This is a genomic window from Roseovarius sp. EL26 (assembly GCF_900327775.1).
In the GTDB taxonomy this organism is placed as follows: Bacteria; Pseudomonadota; Alphaproteobacteria; order Rhodobacterales; family Rhodobacteraceae; genus Roseovarius.
Map to the genome: position 1 here is coordinate 62,137 of NZ_OUMZ01000003.1, position 15,394 is coordinate 77,530.

General features: G+C 54.2%; 13 protein-coding genes. 5 read left to right on the top strand and 8 right to left on the bottom strand.

The features are described from left to right. Nucleotides 1–136: 136 nt before the first annotated feature. From puuE to D9A02_RS01290, 3 genes are read left to right on the top strand one after another with little or no spacing between them, the layout of a single operon-like run. Entirely contained in the window at nucleotides 137–1,549 is a 1,413-nt protein-coding gene (gene puuE / locus D9A02_RS01280) for an allantoinase PuuE (RefSeq protein ID WP_120499176.1), read from the top strand. Beyond that, nucleotides 1,546–2,031 (top strand): ureidoglycolate lyase, encoded by a 486-nt coding sequence (locus D9A02_RS01285; protein WP_120499177.1) that lies wholly within the window; start codon nucleotides 1,546–1,548, stop codon nucleotides 2,029–2,031. Before puuE ends, D9A02_RS01285 begins: the two co-directional genes overlap by 4 nt. 56 nt (nucleotides 2,032–2,087) lie before the next feature. After that, nucleotides 2,088–3,524 carry a uracil-xanthine permease family protein gene (locus D9A02_RS01290; RefSeq protein ID WP_120499178.1) on the top strand — a complete coding sequence of 479 codons (1,437 nt, stop codon included), beginning with the start codon at nucleotides 2,088–2,090 and terminating at the stop codon, nucleotides 3,522–3,524. Between the two features lie 59 nt (nucleotides 3,525–3,583). Here the strand turns inward: D9A02_RS01290 and D9A02_RS01295 are convergent, their stop codons facing one another. Further along, the gene (locus D9A02_RS01295; protein WP_254054504.1) at nucleotides 3,584–4,732 is read right to left on the bottom strand and encodes a threonine/serine exporter family protein; all 1,149 of its coding nucleotides are present in this window, start codon (nucleotides 4,730–4,732) and stop codon (nucleotides 3,584–3,586) included. A 235-nt stretch (nucleotides 4,733–4,967) separates the two neighbouring features. Between D9A02_RS01295 and D9A02_RS01300 the strand changes: the two genes are divergently transcribed. Continuing rightward, on the top strand, nucleotides 4,968–5,963 hold the full coding sequence (locus tag D9A02_RS01300) for an Ldh family oxidoreductase (RefSeq protein ID WP_120499179.1): 996 nt from the start codon (nucleotides 4,968–4,970) through the stop codon (nucleotides 5,961–5,963). A 59-nt stretch (nucleotides 5,964–6,022) separates the two neighbouring features. On the opposite strand, the gene bhcD is transcribed toward D9A02_RS01300, so the two are convergent. From bhcD to bhcA, 4 genes are all read right to left on the bottom strand, one after another. After that, nucleotides 6,023–6,988: an iminosuccinate reductase BhcD gene (gene bhcD, locus D9A02_RS01305; RefSeq protein WP_120499180.1), complete on the bottom strand. Its 966-nt coding sequence runs from the start codon at nucleotides 6,986–6,988 to the stop codon at nucleotides 6,023–6,025. 121 nt (nucleotides 6,989–7,109) lie between these two features. Then, the gene (gene bhcC / locus D9A02_RS01310; protein WP_120499181.1) at nucleotides 7,110–8,273 is read right to left on the bottom strand and encodes a 3-hydroxy-D-aspartate aldolase BhcC; all 1,164 of its coding nucleotides are present in this window, start codon (nucleotides 8,271–8,273) and stop codon (nucleotides 7,110–7,112) included. A 14-nt stretch (nucleotides 8,274–8,287) separates the two neighbouring features. Beyond that, a complete protein-coding gene (bhcB, locus tag D9A02_RS01315; protein WP_120499182.1) occupies nucleotides 8,288–9,253 on the bottom strand; it encodes a beta-hydroxyaspartate dehydratase BhcB in 966 nt (321 codons plus the stop codon). Beyond that, complete coding sequence (bhcA, locus tag D9A02_RS01320) at nucleotides 9,253–10,443, bottom strand: L-aspartate--glyoxylate aminotransferase BhcA (protein WP_120499183.1); 1,191 nt, start codon at nucleotides 10,441–10,443, stop codon at nucleotides 9,253–9,255. The genes bhcB and bhcA overlap by 1 nt, the downstream gene beginning before the upstream one ends. Before the next feature lie 167 nt (nucleotides 10,444–10,610). Here bhcA and bhcR point away from each other — a divergent pair, with 167 nt between their 5' ends. Next, nucleotides 10,611–11,450, top strand: a complete 840-nt coding sequence (gene bhcR / locus D9A02_RS01325; RefSeq protein ID WP_120499184.1) for an HTH-type transcriptional regulator BhcR — start codon at nucleotides 10,611–10,613, stop codon at nucleotides 11,448–11,450. A gap of 1 nt (nucleotide 11,451) precedes the next feature. On the opposite strand, the gene D9A02_RS01330 is transcribed toward bhcR, so the two are convergent. The 3 genes from D9A02_RS01330 to D9A02_RS01340 all read right to left on the bottom strand — a co-directional run bounded on the left by D9A02_RS01330 (nucleotide 11,452) and on the right by D9A02_RS01340 (nucleotide 15,380). Further along, a complete protein-coding gene (locus D9A02_RS01330; protein WP_120499185.1) occupies nucleotides 11,452–12,267 on the bottom strand; it encodes a bifunctional allantoicase/(S)-ureidoglycine aminohydrolase in 816 nt (271 codons plus the stop codon). Nucleotides 12,268–12,410: 143 nt separating this feature from the next. Continuing rightward, nucleotides 12,411–13,715 (bottom strand): guanine deaminase, encoded by a 1,305-nt coding sequence (gene guaD, locus D9A02_RS01335; RefSeq protein ID WP_120499186.1) that lies wholly within the window; start codon nucleotides 13,713–13,715, stop codon nucleotides 12,411–12,413. Between the two features lie 66 nt (nucleotides 13,716–13,781). Then, nucleotides 13,782–15,380, bottom strand: coding sequence for a xanthine/uracil/vitamin C permease (locus D9A02_RS01340; RefSeq protein WP_120499187.1), 1,599 nt, complete (start codon nucleotides 15,378–15,380; stop codon nucleotides 13,782–13,784). Nucleotides 15,381–15,394 lie beyond the last annotated feature (14 nt).

Genomic DNA, 15,394 nt, shown 5'->3' on the forward strand with positions numbered 1-15,394 from the left:
CTTGTTTGGGGCTTTATAGAATGAAAATATTCAGATCAGCAAAGCTCTCAGAGCTGAAGGCTCCTTCGCATTTTTTTTGAAAAAGATTTTGATTGATTTGGATTATGATAGCATGAAGTAAAAAAGGAAAGATCCCGTGAACCGCTACCCCCGTGACTTGACTGGCTATGGTGCCAATCCACCATCGGCCAACTGGCCCAATGGCGCAAAAATCGCTGTTCAGATCGTTCTGAATTACGAAGAAGGTGGTGAAAACAATATCCTGCACGGGGATGCCGCATCAGAGGCGTTCTTGTCAGAAATCACTGGCGCACAACCCTGGCCGGGACAGCGCCATTGGAACATGGAATCAATCTATGAATACGGCGCGCGTGCCGGATTTTGGCGGGTACACCGCTTGCTAAGCGATATGCCCATCACGGTTTACGGGGTGGCAACGGCCTTGGCGCGTGCCCCCGAACAGGTTGCTGCGATGAAAGCCTCGAACTGGGAAATCGCCAGCCATGGGCTGAAGTGGATTGAGCATAAAGACATGTCCGAAGACGAGGAGCGGGCGCAGATTGCGGACGCTATCCGTTTGCATGTTGAGGCTACGGGTGACGTCCCGCGGGGTTGGTATACGGGTCGCTGCTCCAACAATACCGTGCGTCTGGTAGCTGAAACCGGACAGTTTGACTACGTCGCCGATAGCTATGCCGATGACCTGCCCTATTGGGAGCAGTATGAAGAACGTGACCAGTTGATCGTGCCCTATACGATGGATTGCAATGATATGCGGTTTGGGATTCAGGCTGGATTCACCAACGGTGATCAGTTTGAAAGCTATCTCAAAGACAGCTTTGACACGTTGTATGAAGAGGGCTGCGCTGGCGCACCGAAAATGTTGTCGATCGGATTGCATTGCCGCCTAATTGGCCGCCCAGGGCGGATTGCGGCTCTGCGCCGCGTCATTGAACATTTCAAATCACATGAAGGGGTCTGGTTCGCAACGCGACTACAGATTGCCCAACATTGGACGCAGGAGAATCCACCCGTGACACAACAACGCCCATCTGCGATGGATCTTGAAACCTTTGTTTCAGAATTTGGCGGCATTTTTGAACATAGCCCTTGGATCGCCGAAGGCGCACATGCGCAGGAACTTGGCCCAACACATGACACAGCGCAGGGCGTGCATCAGATGCTGGCCCGAATTTTCCGCGCGGCACCTGAAGACAAACGGCTCGGCGTGTTAACAGCTCACCCAGATTTGGCTGGCAAACTTGCTGCTGCAAAACGCCTGACCGCTGAATCTACGGCTGAGCAAGCCTCTGTCGGGCTGGACGAGCTGACTGATGAAGAGCGGGAAAACTTCACAAAGCTGAATAACGACTACACCACCAAATTCGGTTTTCCCTTCATCATTGCCGTGCGCGATAACACCAAGGCCTCGATCATGGCCGCCTTTGAACGTCGTATCAGTAATGACCGCGCAACTGAATTTGGCGAGGCCTGTCGTCAGGTTGAACGTATCGCCGAGCTGCGCCTGCAAGAGAAGTTTTCAGCATGACCGTGACGATCAAGACCCAACCCCTCACCGCAGAAGCCCTTGCCCCATACGGCGATGTTATGGAAGCCAGCGGAACCCCCGACAAACTGATCAATCAAGGCAAATGCGGTCGGTTTCACGACAAGGCCAACTTGGACTTTTCCGATGGTAAAGCTGGGATCAGTATCTTCAAAGGTGAGAAAGAAGTCCTGCCTTTGCCGCTCAAAATGGTGGAACGCCACCCCGAGGGCAGTCAGGCCTTTGTGCCGATGTCTGAAAATCCGTTTCTGGTTGTTGTTGCGCGCGATCAAGATGGCACGCCCGTTGACCCCATCGCATTCCTGACAAAGCCGGGCCAGGCGATCAACTTTCACCGTGGCACATGGCATGGGGTTTTAGCCCCTCTGTCCGAGCCGGGAATATTTGCCGTCATTGACCGGATCGGCGACGGCGCGAACCTGAAAGAGCACTGGTTCGACAAGGACTACATCATCGAAGAATGACACGAGCAGCTGGAAGAGGAGCCAGCACTCGGCATCGGTAAGGGAGGAACACCGAAATGTCAGACAGATCCATCGGGACCCCGGAGCAGCTCCGGGATCCAAATTACACGCCTGCGCTGCAGCAAGCGATTCCCTTGGGTATTCAGCATGTTCTGGCGATGTTTGTCTCGAACGTAACGCCGGCCATCATCGTCGCAGGGGCTGCCGGGTTTGGTTTTGGTTCGGATGCTGGGGCCCAAGGCTTTCCGGACATGACCTATCTGATCCAGATGTCCATGCTCTTTGCTGGAATCGCGACCTTGTTTCAAACCGTTGGTATGGGACCAGTTGGGGCCCGTCTACCGATTGTGCAGGGCACCAGTTTTGCCTTTATTCCAATCATGATCCCGTTGGTCGCAGGTAAAGGTGTTGAAGCTTTGCCCGCAGTATTCGGCGGTGTTGTTATCGGCGGCTTTTTCCACGCATTGATCGGGACATTCATCGGGAAAATCCGCTTTGCCCTGCCACCGCTAGTTACCGGTTTGGTTGTCACGATGATCGGCCTCACACTGGTCAAGGTCGGCATTCAATATTCCGCAGGTGGTGTACCAGCGATGGATAAACCCGAATATGGAAGTCTGCTGAATTGGTCGGCTGCCCTAGTGGTTATCTTCGTCACGCTGGCGCTAAAATTCTACGCCAGGGGCATGCTGGCAGTTTCTGCCGTCGTGATCGGTATCATCGTTGGCTACATCTACGCGATGATCATGGGTATGGTCACATTCGAGAGTATCTCAACCAGCTGGGAGCGTGCCGCGCCTATCGCCTTCCCGGTGCCATTCAAATACGGCTTTGAAATCAGCGCGGCCGCGGTCATCGGTTTCTGCCTGATGTCATTTGTCTCGGCAGTCGAAACCGTAGGCGATGTCTCGGGCATCACCAAAGGTGGGGCTGGCCGCGAAGCGACGGACGAAGAGATTGCCGGGGCGACCTATGCTGATGGTGTTGGCACGGCTATTGCCGGGTTCTTTGGTGGTTTCCCCAACACCTCGTTCAGCCAAAACGTCGGCCTGATCGCCATGACTGGCATAATGAGCCGCCACGTGGTCACCATTGGCGCGCTGTTCCTTATCTTTTGCGGTTTGATTCCCAAGTTCGGTGCGGTCATCCGCACCATCCCGATCGAGGTATTGGGTGGCGGCGTCATCGTGATGTTCGGCATGGTTGTCGCTGCGGGTGTATCGATGCTATCCGATGTCGACTGGAATCGCCGTAACATGGTGATCTTTGCAATCGCTTTGACCATCGGTCTGGGACTCAAGCTTGAGCCGAAGGCCGTGCAATATCTGCCTGATACGCTGCGGGCTTTGATGACCAGCGGCTTGTTGCCGTCTGCCTTTATCGCCATCGTGTTGAACTTGATCCTGCCCGAAGAGCTAGCCGGTGAAGCCACCGAGGAAGTTTCGGGTGGCATGTCAGGTCATGGCAAAGGGTCACTGCCCTCAGGCGATTAGGTTACACACTGCCATTGACGTGTAAATGAAAGCGGCGCCATATTGGTGCCGCTTTTGCTTTAGCTGATCAGGTTACGGTTCTTTTGCGAATACATCGAATAGGCCGTGATCTGCCCTGCCACGATGGCCGAAAAGATAAACAAGGCCGACAGGCCGACGCTTTGTGATGACATAAGGGATTCACCATAAAGCGTTTGCGTGGCACCCATCAAAACCCGGCTTCCCGGCACCAGAATAATGATGCCCTGTACGATATAGATCGCGCCCGTCAGGTCCAGCTTTTTGGCAAGCCATGTGCCATAGAAAGTGATGCAAACCGTCGTGATCCAAGTACCCACGATCCAGCCCGCTCCAAGATCCAGATACAGCGGCCCCCACATGCCTAGAACTGTGACCGGAAAGGCCAATAGGATATCAATTGCGCGGGCATTGAAGATGACACCAAGCGCACAAGATAACACAGGCAAAGCGACAAAAGGCATCCAAGGGGCAACCTCACTAACGTTGGCAATAGATTCTGTCTCTCCCCACAGGGTTTCGCCAATGCTAAGCCCAATAAATATCCCGATGAAGAGTTTCATGAAAATGAAGATCGACTGCCCAAAAAGGCTGGTGCCTGACAGGATATCATTAAACGCCAAACATTCGAGCGAGTTTGCTATCGAAAGCCCGGGTACGAACAAAACAATCGCAGCGATACAAAGCCCCCAAACCGGCAACGGGACACCGTGCGAGCTCATCCATGCCACGGTCAAACCGGTCACAAGCGCGCTGAGAAATTCAACAACGATAATCCGCTCGTTGCTGCAGATCAGCTGACACACCCAAACCATAAACCCAAGTACAGCTGCAATACCGATGGCATGCATGGAACTGCCGACCAGCACCAGAAACGCTGGTGGAATGGCAATATTCGCCAGCATGACCAGAAAAGCGGGATAGTTCACAGGCTCGGGCGGGACGCGGTCGTTGGGTTGGTTGATTTGGATGATTGTGTTGGCCAGCAAGGCCAGATTGATCGATGCAGGTTCTAGCCGCTTCATGATCACTTGGTTTTCGTTGTCCGGGAATTGATAGGTGATCGCTGTTGGCGATGCCTGTACAACCACGGTCACACCATGCTTACGGGCATAGTGTTGAACATACTTTTCGATCTTGTACGGCGCGCAGCCACTGCGGTGCAGGGTGGTGCCGATATCACAGATCATTTTTATGCGTGCGCTCGGGGCCAAGAGAACCATCACCAAATTGGAAAACAGATCTGCAAAACAATGCGGAATCGTATAAAGACTGGGCAAAGCTGCCCTGAGGCGGTCTTTATGCGGTTGCGGTAGAATTGACCATCCCTTGTGCTTCGTGTTGACATACAGCGCTCTGGCCAACGTGACAGATATCGTTAACGATGCTCACCAACTGAATTTCGACAAAAGGCGATCTGACGATATGAGTACACTCGATCTGACACTTGATGAAATCTATGCACTGGCGCATGACACGATGGTGGCCAATGGTTGTGATGAAGGCAACGCAAACGCATTGGCTGATATCATTACCCGAGCCGAGCGGGATGGATCACATTCCCACGGCCTGTTCCGTGTGCCCGGCTATGTCAAAGCCCTGCGCAGTGGCAAGGTAGACGGCAAGGCAAAACCAACAGTCATTCGCAAAACCGCATCTGTCATTCAGGTCAATGGTGGCGGGTGTTTCGCCCCATTGGCGCAGGCGGTTGGTCTTCCAGTGCTTGCCGAAGCCGCCGCTGAATCAGGCGCTGCGGCGCTGTCACTGACCAACATCCATCACTTTGCCGCTCTTTGGCCAGAGACTGAATTTCTGGCGGATCGCGGCTTAGTTGGCATCGCTTGTACCGCCTATATGCCCAGCGTGGCACCTGCAGGATCGACCGAAAAACTGTTTGGTACCAACCCGATTTCTTTCGCCTGGCCTCGCCCGGGGAAATCGCCGGTGTGCTATGATATGGCGACTGCCGCAATGGCAATGGGTGATGTTCAGATTGCCGCCCGTGATGGTAAAACCGTCCCGCCGGGTACTGGCCTTGATGCCGATGGTAACCCAACCACTGATCCGGCAAAAATTGCAAAAGGTGTATTGTTGCCATTTGGGGGTTACAAGGGCTCTGCCATTGCCTTGATGGTCGAACTGCTGGCCGCTGGCCTGACCGGAGAGAGCTTTAGCTATGAGGCCGCTGAGAATGACAACAAAGATGGTGGCCCCCCGCGTGGTGGCGAGATGGTCATCGCATTGTCACCAGCGATTATTGCTGGCGACAACTGGGAAAATCATTCGGAGGCTTTCATGGATCGCCTGTCCGGCCTTGAGGGCGTTCGCCTGCCCGGTGCACGACGCCATCAAAACCGTCTGGACACTGGCCCACGCGCGATCAATGCTGCTTTGGTCGAAACCATTCGTGGCCTTGGCTAAAGCTTGAGACCATTTATCATTTCAATGGGCCTGCAACAAAAGTTGCAGACCCAGCCTGGTTAAAAATCAACTTCGATAGCGATGCCTTTTTCGACGGCCAAATCCACAACGGACGCTGCGACCGCGAGGTCTTGCAACCCAACACCGGTGCCGTCGAACAGGGTGATCTGATCATCTGAGGTCCGACCCGGGTTTGTTCCGTTGATCACGGCGCCCAGCTGGGCAACGTCAGACTCCTTGATCAACCCTTCAGTCACGGCGTGTTGCGCCTCACCGATCGAAATCGATTGTGCGACCTCGTCGGTAAAGACGGAGGCTTTCGCCAACAGGGCGGATTCAACCTCTTGCTTGCCCTTGGTATCGGTCCCCATGCAAGCCACATGCGTGCCCGGGGCGACATGATTTGCCATCAAGGATGGCGCAAAGGCCGAGGTGATCGAAATAGTAACATCAGCGCCAATCATGCCATCCAGCTCCACCGCCTCGAATGCTACACCTGCCTCGTTCGCAACCTTCTCGATATTCGGCAGCATCTCAGGGTGATAGTTCCAACCGATGACTTTTTCAAAGCTGCGTTGCTCAAGAGCCGCACGCAACTGGAATGTGGCCTGATGCCCGGCGCCGATCATACCGATTACCTTGGCATCTTTGCGCGCAAGATGTTTGATCGATACGGATGAGGCTGCCGCTGTGCGCAGCGCGGTCAATAGGTTCCCGCCCACCATCGCCTTGGCCTTGCCAGTATCAGGATCAAACAAGAACACGGTCGATTGGTGATTGATCAACTCGCGCTTTTCAAGGTTGTGCGGCCAGTAGCCTCCGGCCTTGAGGCCCAAAGTCAGCCCTGCCTGATCAAAACCACCTTTGAAACCATAAAGCGCGTCTTCGTGGCCAATCGCCTCACGAACGACCGGGAAGTTGTAGGCGTCACCTGCTGCCATGGCAGCAAACACTTTTTCCACGGCGTTAAACGCCGCCTCACGGGTCATCAGATTGGCAATTTCGCGTTCAGGAACGATCAGCATCAGATTATCTTTCGTAAAAAGTGGGGATCGGATGTCCCGACCCCCCAAGTCACCCACCAAAGCGGTGGTTCAGGAAAGCCCCTGCTGGGGAACCGCAGGGGCTGGGGTAATAATAGTTTGCTCAGTAGGCTTTGCCGCGTGCCGATACCGGCCAGAGCGTTTCAACCTCGCCGCCGCGCACACCAACGTACCAGTCATGCACATTGGCGGTTGGATCGCAGTGACCGGGCACAAGCTTGAGCTTGTCATTGACGCTCAAAACGCCATCCGGGTCAGCCACTACGCCATGCTCGTCTGAGCATTTGACGTATTCTACATCAGTGCGTCCAAAGATCACCGGCAGACCAGAGTCGATAGACTGTGCCTTGAGGCCAGCATCGACAATCGCTTTATCCGCTTTGGCATGGGACATCACAGATGTCAGGATGAAGAAGGCATTTTCCCACTCACCTTGGTCGATGCGGTTGCCCTGCTCATCAAGGATGCGACCATAATCGGCATCCATGAAGGCGTATGATCCACACTGCAATTCGTTGAATACGCCAGAGTTGCTCTCAAAATGGTAGGACCCAGTCCCGCCACCGCCAACGATGTCACACTCAATGCCATCAGATTTTAGCGTATCAACCGCGTCTTGCACCTGTGCGATGGCCACGTCGAGTTTTGCTTTGCGATCCGCGTAACTATCCATGTGCTGCATCGCACCTTGATAGGCTTGGATGCCGGTAAATTTCAGCCCCTCCGCTGTATCGATGGCTTTGGCAATCTCGACAACTTTGGCTGTTGTCGTCACACCGCAACGGCCCGCGCCGCAGTCGATCTCAACCAGACATTCGATCTCGGTGCCGTGCTTTTGCGCCGCGGCCGACAGATCAGCGACATTTTCCACATCATCGACACAACAGATCGTGCGTGCACCCAGTTTGGGCAGACGGGCCAGACGGTCAATTTTGGCGGGATCACGGACCTGATTGGACACGAGTACGTCCTTGATCCCGCCACGTGCAAAGACCTCGGCCTCTGACACTTTTTGACAGCAAACGCCGCAGGCGCCACCCTGTTCAACTTGTAGCTTGGCCACATCAACTGACTTGTGCATTTTGCCGTGCACGCGGTGGCGCATGCCGTGGGCCTTAGCGTAATCGCCCATCTTCTTGACGTTGCGCTCTAGCGCATCAAGGTCAAGTACAAGGCTGGGGGTTTGGATGTCAGATGCGTCCATACCAGGCAGTGCAGGCACATCATAGCCAACCTCGAGGCCCTCGAATTTTGTTTGCGCGTTCATTGGAATGGCTCCTTTCATTTTATCCACGGCAAGGCGTCAAGGTCGACATTCCCGCCAGTGATGATGAGACCGACGCGTTTACCTGCGAACCGGTCTTTATGTTTGAGAATACTGGCGAATGGCACAGCCGAGCTGGGCTCCATGACCACCCGCAGATGTTTCCAGATCAACTTCATCGCGTTGATGATTTCATCCTCAGAAACGGTCAGAATGTCGGTCACATGATTGGAAACGAAATGCCAGGTCAGATCCTTGAGCGGCACCAGCAAGCCATCGGCGATGGTTTTGGGCGCATCATCGGCGATGATATGCCCGGCCTTGAAGCTGCGATAGGCATCGTCAGCCTGTTCCGGTTCTGCCGCGATAACTTGCGTTTCCGGGGCTAGGTTCGACAATGTCAGGCAGGTGCCCGAAATCATTCCACCACCACCGATTGGCGCTACAACTGCATCAAGACCGTCGGTCTGTTCAATGAATTCCCTCGCGCAGGTGCCTTGTCCGGCGATCACACGGTGATCATTGTAGGGGTGGATGAAATCACCACCCGTTGCAGCCTGTACCTTGGCAAAAGTTTCCTCACGCGAAGACGTTGATGGCTCACATTCGGTGATCTGACCACCATAACGGCGCACAGTGTCTTTTTTGGCCTGTGGCGCAGTGTGCGGCATGACCACGTTACACGGGATTCCGCGCCGCATGGCCGCGTAAGACAGGCACGACGCATGATTGCCCGACGAATGCGTCGCTACACCCTTGGCGGCTTGGTCTTCATTCAGACCAAAGACCGCGTTAGAGGCACCGCGCACTTTGAATGCACCGGGTTCCTGAAAGTTCTCACATTTGAAGAACAGCTCAGCGCCGACCAGTTCATTGAGGAAATCCGATGTCCGCACCGGGGTGCGCCGGATATGTGGCGCAATCCGTTCATGCGCCGCCAGCATGTCCTCATAAGTGGGGATATACATCGTGTGATCTTTCATCACGCTGCTGCCTTGAGGGCCGCTGCTGGATTGGCACGGTAATATTCCTGAGCCGCAGCCACACCGGACCCCAGCGTGATATCAAGGCCCAGATCAGCCATGCACATTTCAGCCGCTGCAATACCGCTAAGTGTCATCACATCTGTCAGGCTGCCAAGGTGGCCGATACGGAACACTTTTCCGGCAACCTCGCCTAGACCGACGCCAAAGGCGACGCCATAGGTGTTGGCAGCATGGGTCACGATATCGGTGGCGTTGAACCCTTCCGGCGTACGGATGGCACTAACCGTGTCTGAATAAACCTCTGGGCTTGCAGCACAAAGTTCCAGCCCCCAAGCGTTAATAGCTTGGCGTACGCCAGTCGCAATGCGTGTGTGACGGGCAAAGACGTTTTCCAACCCTTCATTGAGCAGCATGGTGCAGGCCTCATTCAGGCCATTCATCAGGCCCACTGAAGGTGTGTAAGGATATGCGTTGGCAGCATAGCCTTTGGCCATGTCGTGCACGTCATAGAACGTACGCGGAAGAGTACCGGATTTTGTGGCTTCCATTGCTTTATCGCTAAAGCCAACAATGGCCAGACCTGCGGGCAGCATGAAGCCTTTTTGAGAGCCAGTCACCGCAACATCCACGCCCCATTCGTCAAAACGGAAGTCCATAGAGCCGATCGACGAGACGCCATCTACAAACAACAATGCCGGGTGGCCTGCGGCATCCAAGGCGCGGCGCACGGCGGCGATGTCAGATTTCACGCCTGTTGCGGTTTCATTGTGTGTGGCCAAAACCGCTTTGATCTCGTGGCTTTTGTCCGCCGTCAGGATCTCTTCGTAACGATCCGCAGGCAGGCCCTGACCCCATGGGGTTTCAACAATCTGAACGTCCAATTCATGGCGCTGACACATATCGATCCAACGATGCGAGAACATGCCATTGCGCGCCGCCAAGATCTTGTCGCCTGCACTCAGGCAATTGGTCAGCGCTGTTTCCCAGCCGCCGGTGCCAGTGGCCGGAAAGATAAAGATCTCTGCCTTGTCGCTTTTGAGGATCTGGCGAACACCTGCTCGGGCCGGGTGCAGGATCTGACCAAACAACGGCGACCGGTGGTCGATTGTTGGCATGTCGCAGGCTTTGCGCAGGGCCTCGGGGATATTGGTAGGTCCCGGAATGAATATAGGATTTTGAAAGCTCATGACCATCTCCTTTGGGTGTTACCCCATTGCTAAGGCAGTGTTCAGAGTTGTTCTATTTTTTTGAAATCATTTTTCATAAATGAATTATTTAAAAAAAATATTTATTGTCAGCTGGTTACATTTTTCATATTGTGAATTGGATTTTCACATAAAATCGGAGGCTTTATATGAATTCTCGAGATAATGAGATATCCAGCACCCGAAAGGCTCGTGGTAGGCCGCGCGGATGGGATGACAAAACCGCGCAAAACACGATTAAATCCCTAGATCGCGCCATGGAGGTCTTAGAGTATCTTAGCGAAACACAGGGCAAAGCGCTTAGCGCGCTTTCGGCTGAAATGGGGCAGGCTCCTGCTACGGTTTACCGTGTTCTTGTCACGCTTGAAGGTCGAGGGTTAGTCGAGTTTGATGCAGGCGAACAAATATGGCGTATCGGCCCGCAGGCCTTTGTCATTGGCGCACGGTTCTTGCGACGGACCAGTCTTGTAGACCGCGCCCGCCCTGTGATGCGCAAGCTGATGGAAGAGACCGGTGAAACTGCCAACCTGGGTATAGAGAAAGAGGGCTTGGTTCTGTTTCTAAGTCAGGTCGAAACCCACGCTACCATACGAGCGTTTTTCCCACCTGGTACATTATCCCCGATGCACGCGTCGGGCATTGGCAAGGCGCTGTTGGCCGAAATGGATGACGAACGACTAACACGAACGCTGGCCAGTCATAACATTCAAGCCTTTACAGATCATACAATTACCGACCTCGCGCAGCTGCGCGAAGACCTTGTGCGTATTCGTTACAGGGGGTTTTCCGTAGACGATGAGGAAAAGAACCTCGGCATGCGTTGTATCGCTGCGCCGATATTTGATGTGAACGGCGAGGCGGTTGCAGGCATTTCTGTATCCGGTCCGGTTAGCCGGGTTGGTTCAGGCGATATCGAACGCCTGAGCGCCCCGGTTGTCGAGGCAGCTCAGGTTTTATCATTGGCCATCGGAGGGCGGGTGCCGACCTAGATCATAAAGGCATGTGACGGTTCACGTCTTTATACAGCAGATAGCGGAACTTGCCCGGACCACCGGCATAACAGGCCTGTGGGCAGAACGCGCGCAGCCACATGTAGTCACCGGCTTCGACCTCGACCCAGTCATTGTTCAACCGGTAGGCGGCTTTGCCCTCAAGCACATAAAGACCATGCTCCATCACATGGGTTTCCAAAAACGGGATGACACCACCGGGTTCAAAGGTAACGATGGTCACATGCATATCGTGGCGCAGATCGGTCGGATCAACAAACCGCGTCGTGGCCCACCGGCCTTCGGTATCTGGCATCACCGTGGGCGCGATGTCTTTCTCATTGGCAATGATCACCTCAGGATGGTCCAGACCTGGCACCTCTTCATAGGCTTTGCGGATCCAATGAAACCGTAGCATATCTTCAGAAGTGTTATGCAAGGTCCACTCTGACGAGGGTGGCAAAAACGCATACCCGCCTTCAGTTAGCTCATGTGTGGCGCCGTTGACGGTCAGGCTTGCCGTGCCTTCGACAATAAACAAGACACCCTCTGCATCCGGGTCACCCTCGGGTTGGTCCGATCCACCCCCGGGCGCGACTTCCATGATGTATTGCGAAAAAGTTTCTGCAAAACCACTCAGAGGGCGTGCCAGAACCCAAAGCCGTGTCTTGTCCCAAAATGGCAGGTAGCTCGTCACGATGTCACGCATCGTACCTTTGGGAATGACGGCATAGGCTTCAGTGAAAATCGCGCGATCAGTCAGCAGTTGATCTTGACCGGGGTGCCCGCCTTTTGGGGCATAATATTTCGCTGACATCTGATTTCCTATCTATACGCTAATTACTCCGATAATGAGCCGTACCGTAGCGAGATGCCACCCCCTCTCTTGCCATCAACACCCTTCATAAATTTTTGAGAATGCAGGCCCCTAGAGGGTGGGTCATGATTTGATACATTGGCTTATGCCGCGGCTTTTCTTTTGCTGGCCACACCACTTACGTAAACTTCTTCCACAGCACGATCATCGCCCATGATCTGCAGGATGAACAGCTCTTCTGACAGGCTTTGCGCCCGCTCCATCCGCAGGGCCATCGCCTCGGTGCTGTGTGAGTTCAGAACGACAATATCGGCCTCGGTTCCAGCATCCAGCGTTCCGATCTTGTCTTCCAGCCCGAGAACACAGGCGTTACCGCGCGTTGCCCAATGGAAGGCCTGCAACGGATGCAGTGATTGGCCTTGAAGCTGCAGAACTTTGTAGCCCTCATTCAGGGTCTGAAGCATGGAATAACTGGTACCTGCGCCGACATCGGTGGCGATTCCGTTGGTGATGCCGCGATCACGCAGCCCGGTATCATCAAACAGCCCGCTGCCTAGAAAGAAGTTTGACGTTGGGCAAAACACCGGATGCGCGCCGGTTTCCGCAAGCGCATCAATTTCGCGCGCTTCAAGGTGGATTGAATGACCCAACAATGTTTTACCGCTGAGCAGCCCGTAAGATTGATAGACATCCAGATAGTCTCGCGCCTCTGGGTACAGCTCTTTGGTAAAAGCAATCTCGTCTTTGTTCTCAGACAGGTGGGTTTGGATATGACACTCGGGGTGTTCTGCCGCCAACGCCTGTGCCATTTCCATCTGTTCCGGGGTTGAAGTGATAGCAAAGCGGGGTGTGATAACATAGCCAACACGCCCTTTGCCATGCCAGCCCGCGATCAACGCTTTGGTATCATCGTACCCCGACTGCGGCGTATCGCGCAGACCATCTGGTGCATTGCGGTCCATCAGGACCTTACCGCCCAGCATCCGCATGTTGCGACTGGCTGCTTCGGTAAAGAATGCATCGACCGATGATTTATGAACTGAACAATAGGCCACTGCCGATGTTGTCCCATTGGCGATCAGCTGATCATGAAACTTGGTCGCCATCGCCGCGCAATGATCAGGATCGGCAAACCGGGTTTCTTCGGGAAAGGTGTAGTTGTTGAGCCAGTCCAGTAATTGCGAACCCCACGAGGCAATCACCTGAACTTGGGGGAAATGGATATGTGTGTCGATGAAACCCGCCATCATCAGATGGGGCCGGTGATCTGTGACTGCAGCATTCGGAGTATTCGCGATTACATCGCTGAACGTGCCTGTCTTTTGGATCACGCCATCGCGGATCAAAACAGCGCCATCTTCCAAATAGGTATAGGCGTCGCCATCATCCCCATTCATAGGCTCACGGTGAAAGGTCAGCAGTCGGCTACGCAATAGTGTCTCGGTCATGGTCTCTTTGTCCGTACGAAGTGTTTGGGGCGGCGTATTCGCCGCCCCTTGTATTAGTGTGGATGATCAGGCTTGCTGGCCTGGCAGGTCATCCATCATATCCGGTTCATCTGGAACGATGATGCGGTTTTCCAGATCCTCTTTCGGGGCAATCAGCGGATATAGATACAAGAACGCACCGATAATCAGATAGCCGCCGGTGATACCGTCAAACTGCGGGGCCTGCATTGTATATGAATGGATGATCCCAATCGAAGACATCACAGACGCAGCAATCGCGAAACCACCCGCCATGCGGAACCGTCCATCAATCACGTCGGCAACAATCGCACCCCAGATTAGACCGGTGACAATCGCACCTTGGCTCAATGCTAGGTGGCCCTCAAAATGTGCGCCTTCCATCAGTAGGGCAGCGGTCAGACCTTCATCGCCAAGCGATGGCAGACCTTCAACGCCCGCACTGCGCAGCGCGTTCATCAGTGATCCCCATTTGACCATCAAGAAGGCCGAGATATGCGGCAGTACAGCAAAGGACACGGCAGCCATATGCATCGGCTTCACTGCCCAGGCGGTGTTGGTGATCAGGCTGACGGCAACAAAAACCAGTACCGGCGCAGCAGCGGCAATTGGGATCAGACCCGCAAGGAAGGACAAGAAGCCCAGAAAGGCAGCGGCGGCAATAACAACGGCAACACCAATGGTATAGCCCGCATGTGCACCCATACGCTTGTAAGCCGGGTGGCCAATGTACACGGTTGTTGGGAAAGGTGAACCAAACAGCGCACCAATCATTGTGCCAGTACCATCGGTGATCTGACACAGACCTACGGGGTATTCGTCACCTGCGGCCTCAGCTGATTCCACGTTGTTCATGGTTTCGATGAAGTTGTAGATTTGCACTGGGATCAGAACCAAAAACAGCTCTGGGTTGGCAAACAAATACTGAATACCGGCAATCATGTCGCCAAAGTAAGGGACTGGTGGGTAGAACCCGATGCCGCTGACGTCAAACTTGGACTCGCCCAGAATGATCGCGATCACAGTACCGGCCCCGATTGCAACCAGACCTGCAGGGATGTTGCCCGGCAACCGGAAACGCCCGATCAGGCCCCACAGAATAAACAGCAGAGAGGTAAAGCCGATGATTGGGTTTTCAAAAATCTCGGCTAATGGAACGGAGCCGATGAAAACCAACGCGATACCGCAAAGTGTACCCAACATGCCCGCACGCGGGGTGATGCGCTTCAGGAATGGGCCGACGATGGCACCAAGGGCCGCAACGATGCCACCCATGAAGCCCGCGCCAATACCGACCTGCCATGCCAGCAGCGGATCTTGTGTTGCCCAGTAGATCGGTCCAATCACGCCAAACAGATAGACAAACATCACTGGGGTCGAAATGCCATACGGCAATGCAGTGACGTCTTTGCCTTGTTTATTGGCAGCCCATTTTGCCAGATAGGTGTAAACCACCACACCCGCCAGAATGGCGATGGCCGCGCCCGGAACGATCCGGCCATAGACGATCTCAGCGGGCATTTGGAACACAAATTGGCAGACCCCGGACAGGATCAACAGGTTGACAAGGTTGTCAGTGAACAGCGCCCAAAAGGCGTTAAAGTCACTGCGCGCAAATAATTTGTAGTTGTAGGTCCCACTGGTCATGGGGATGTCCTCCA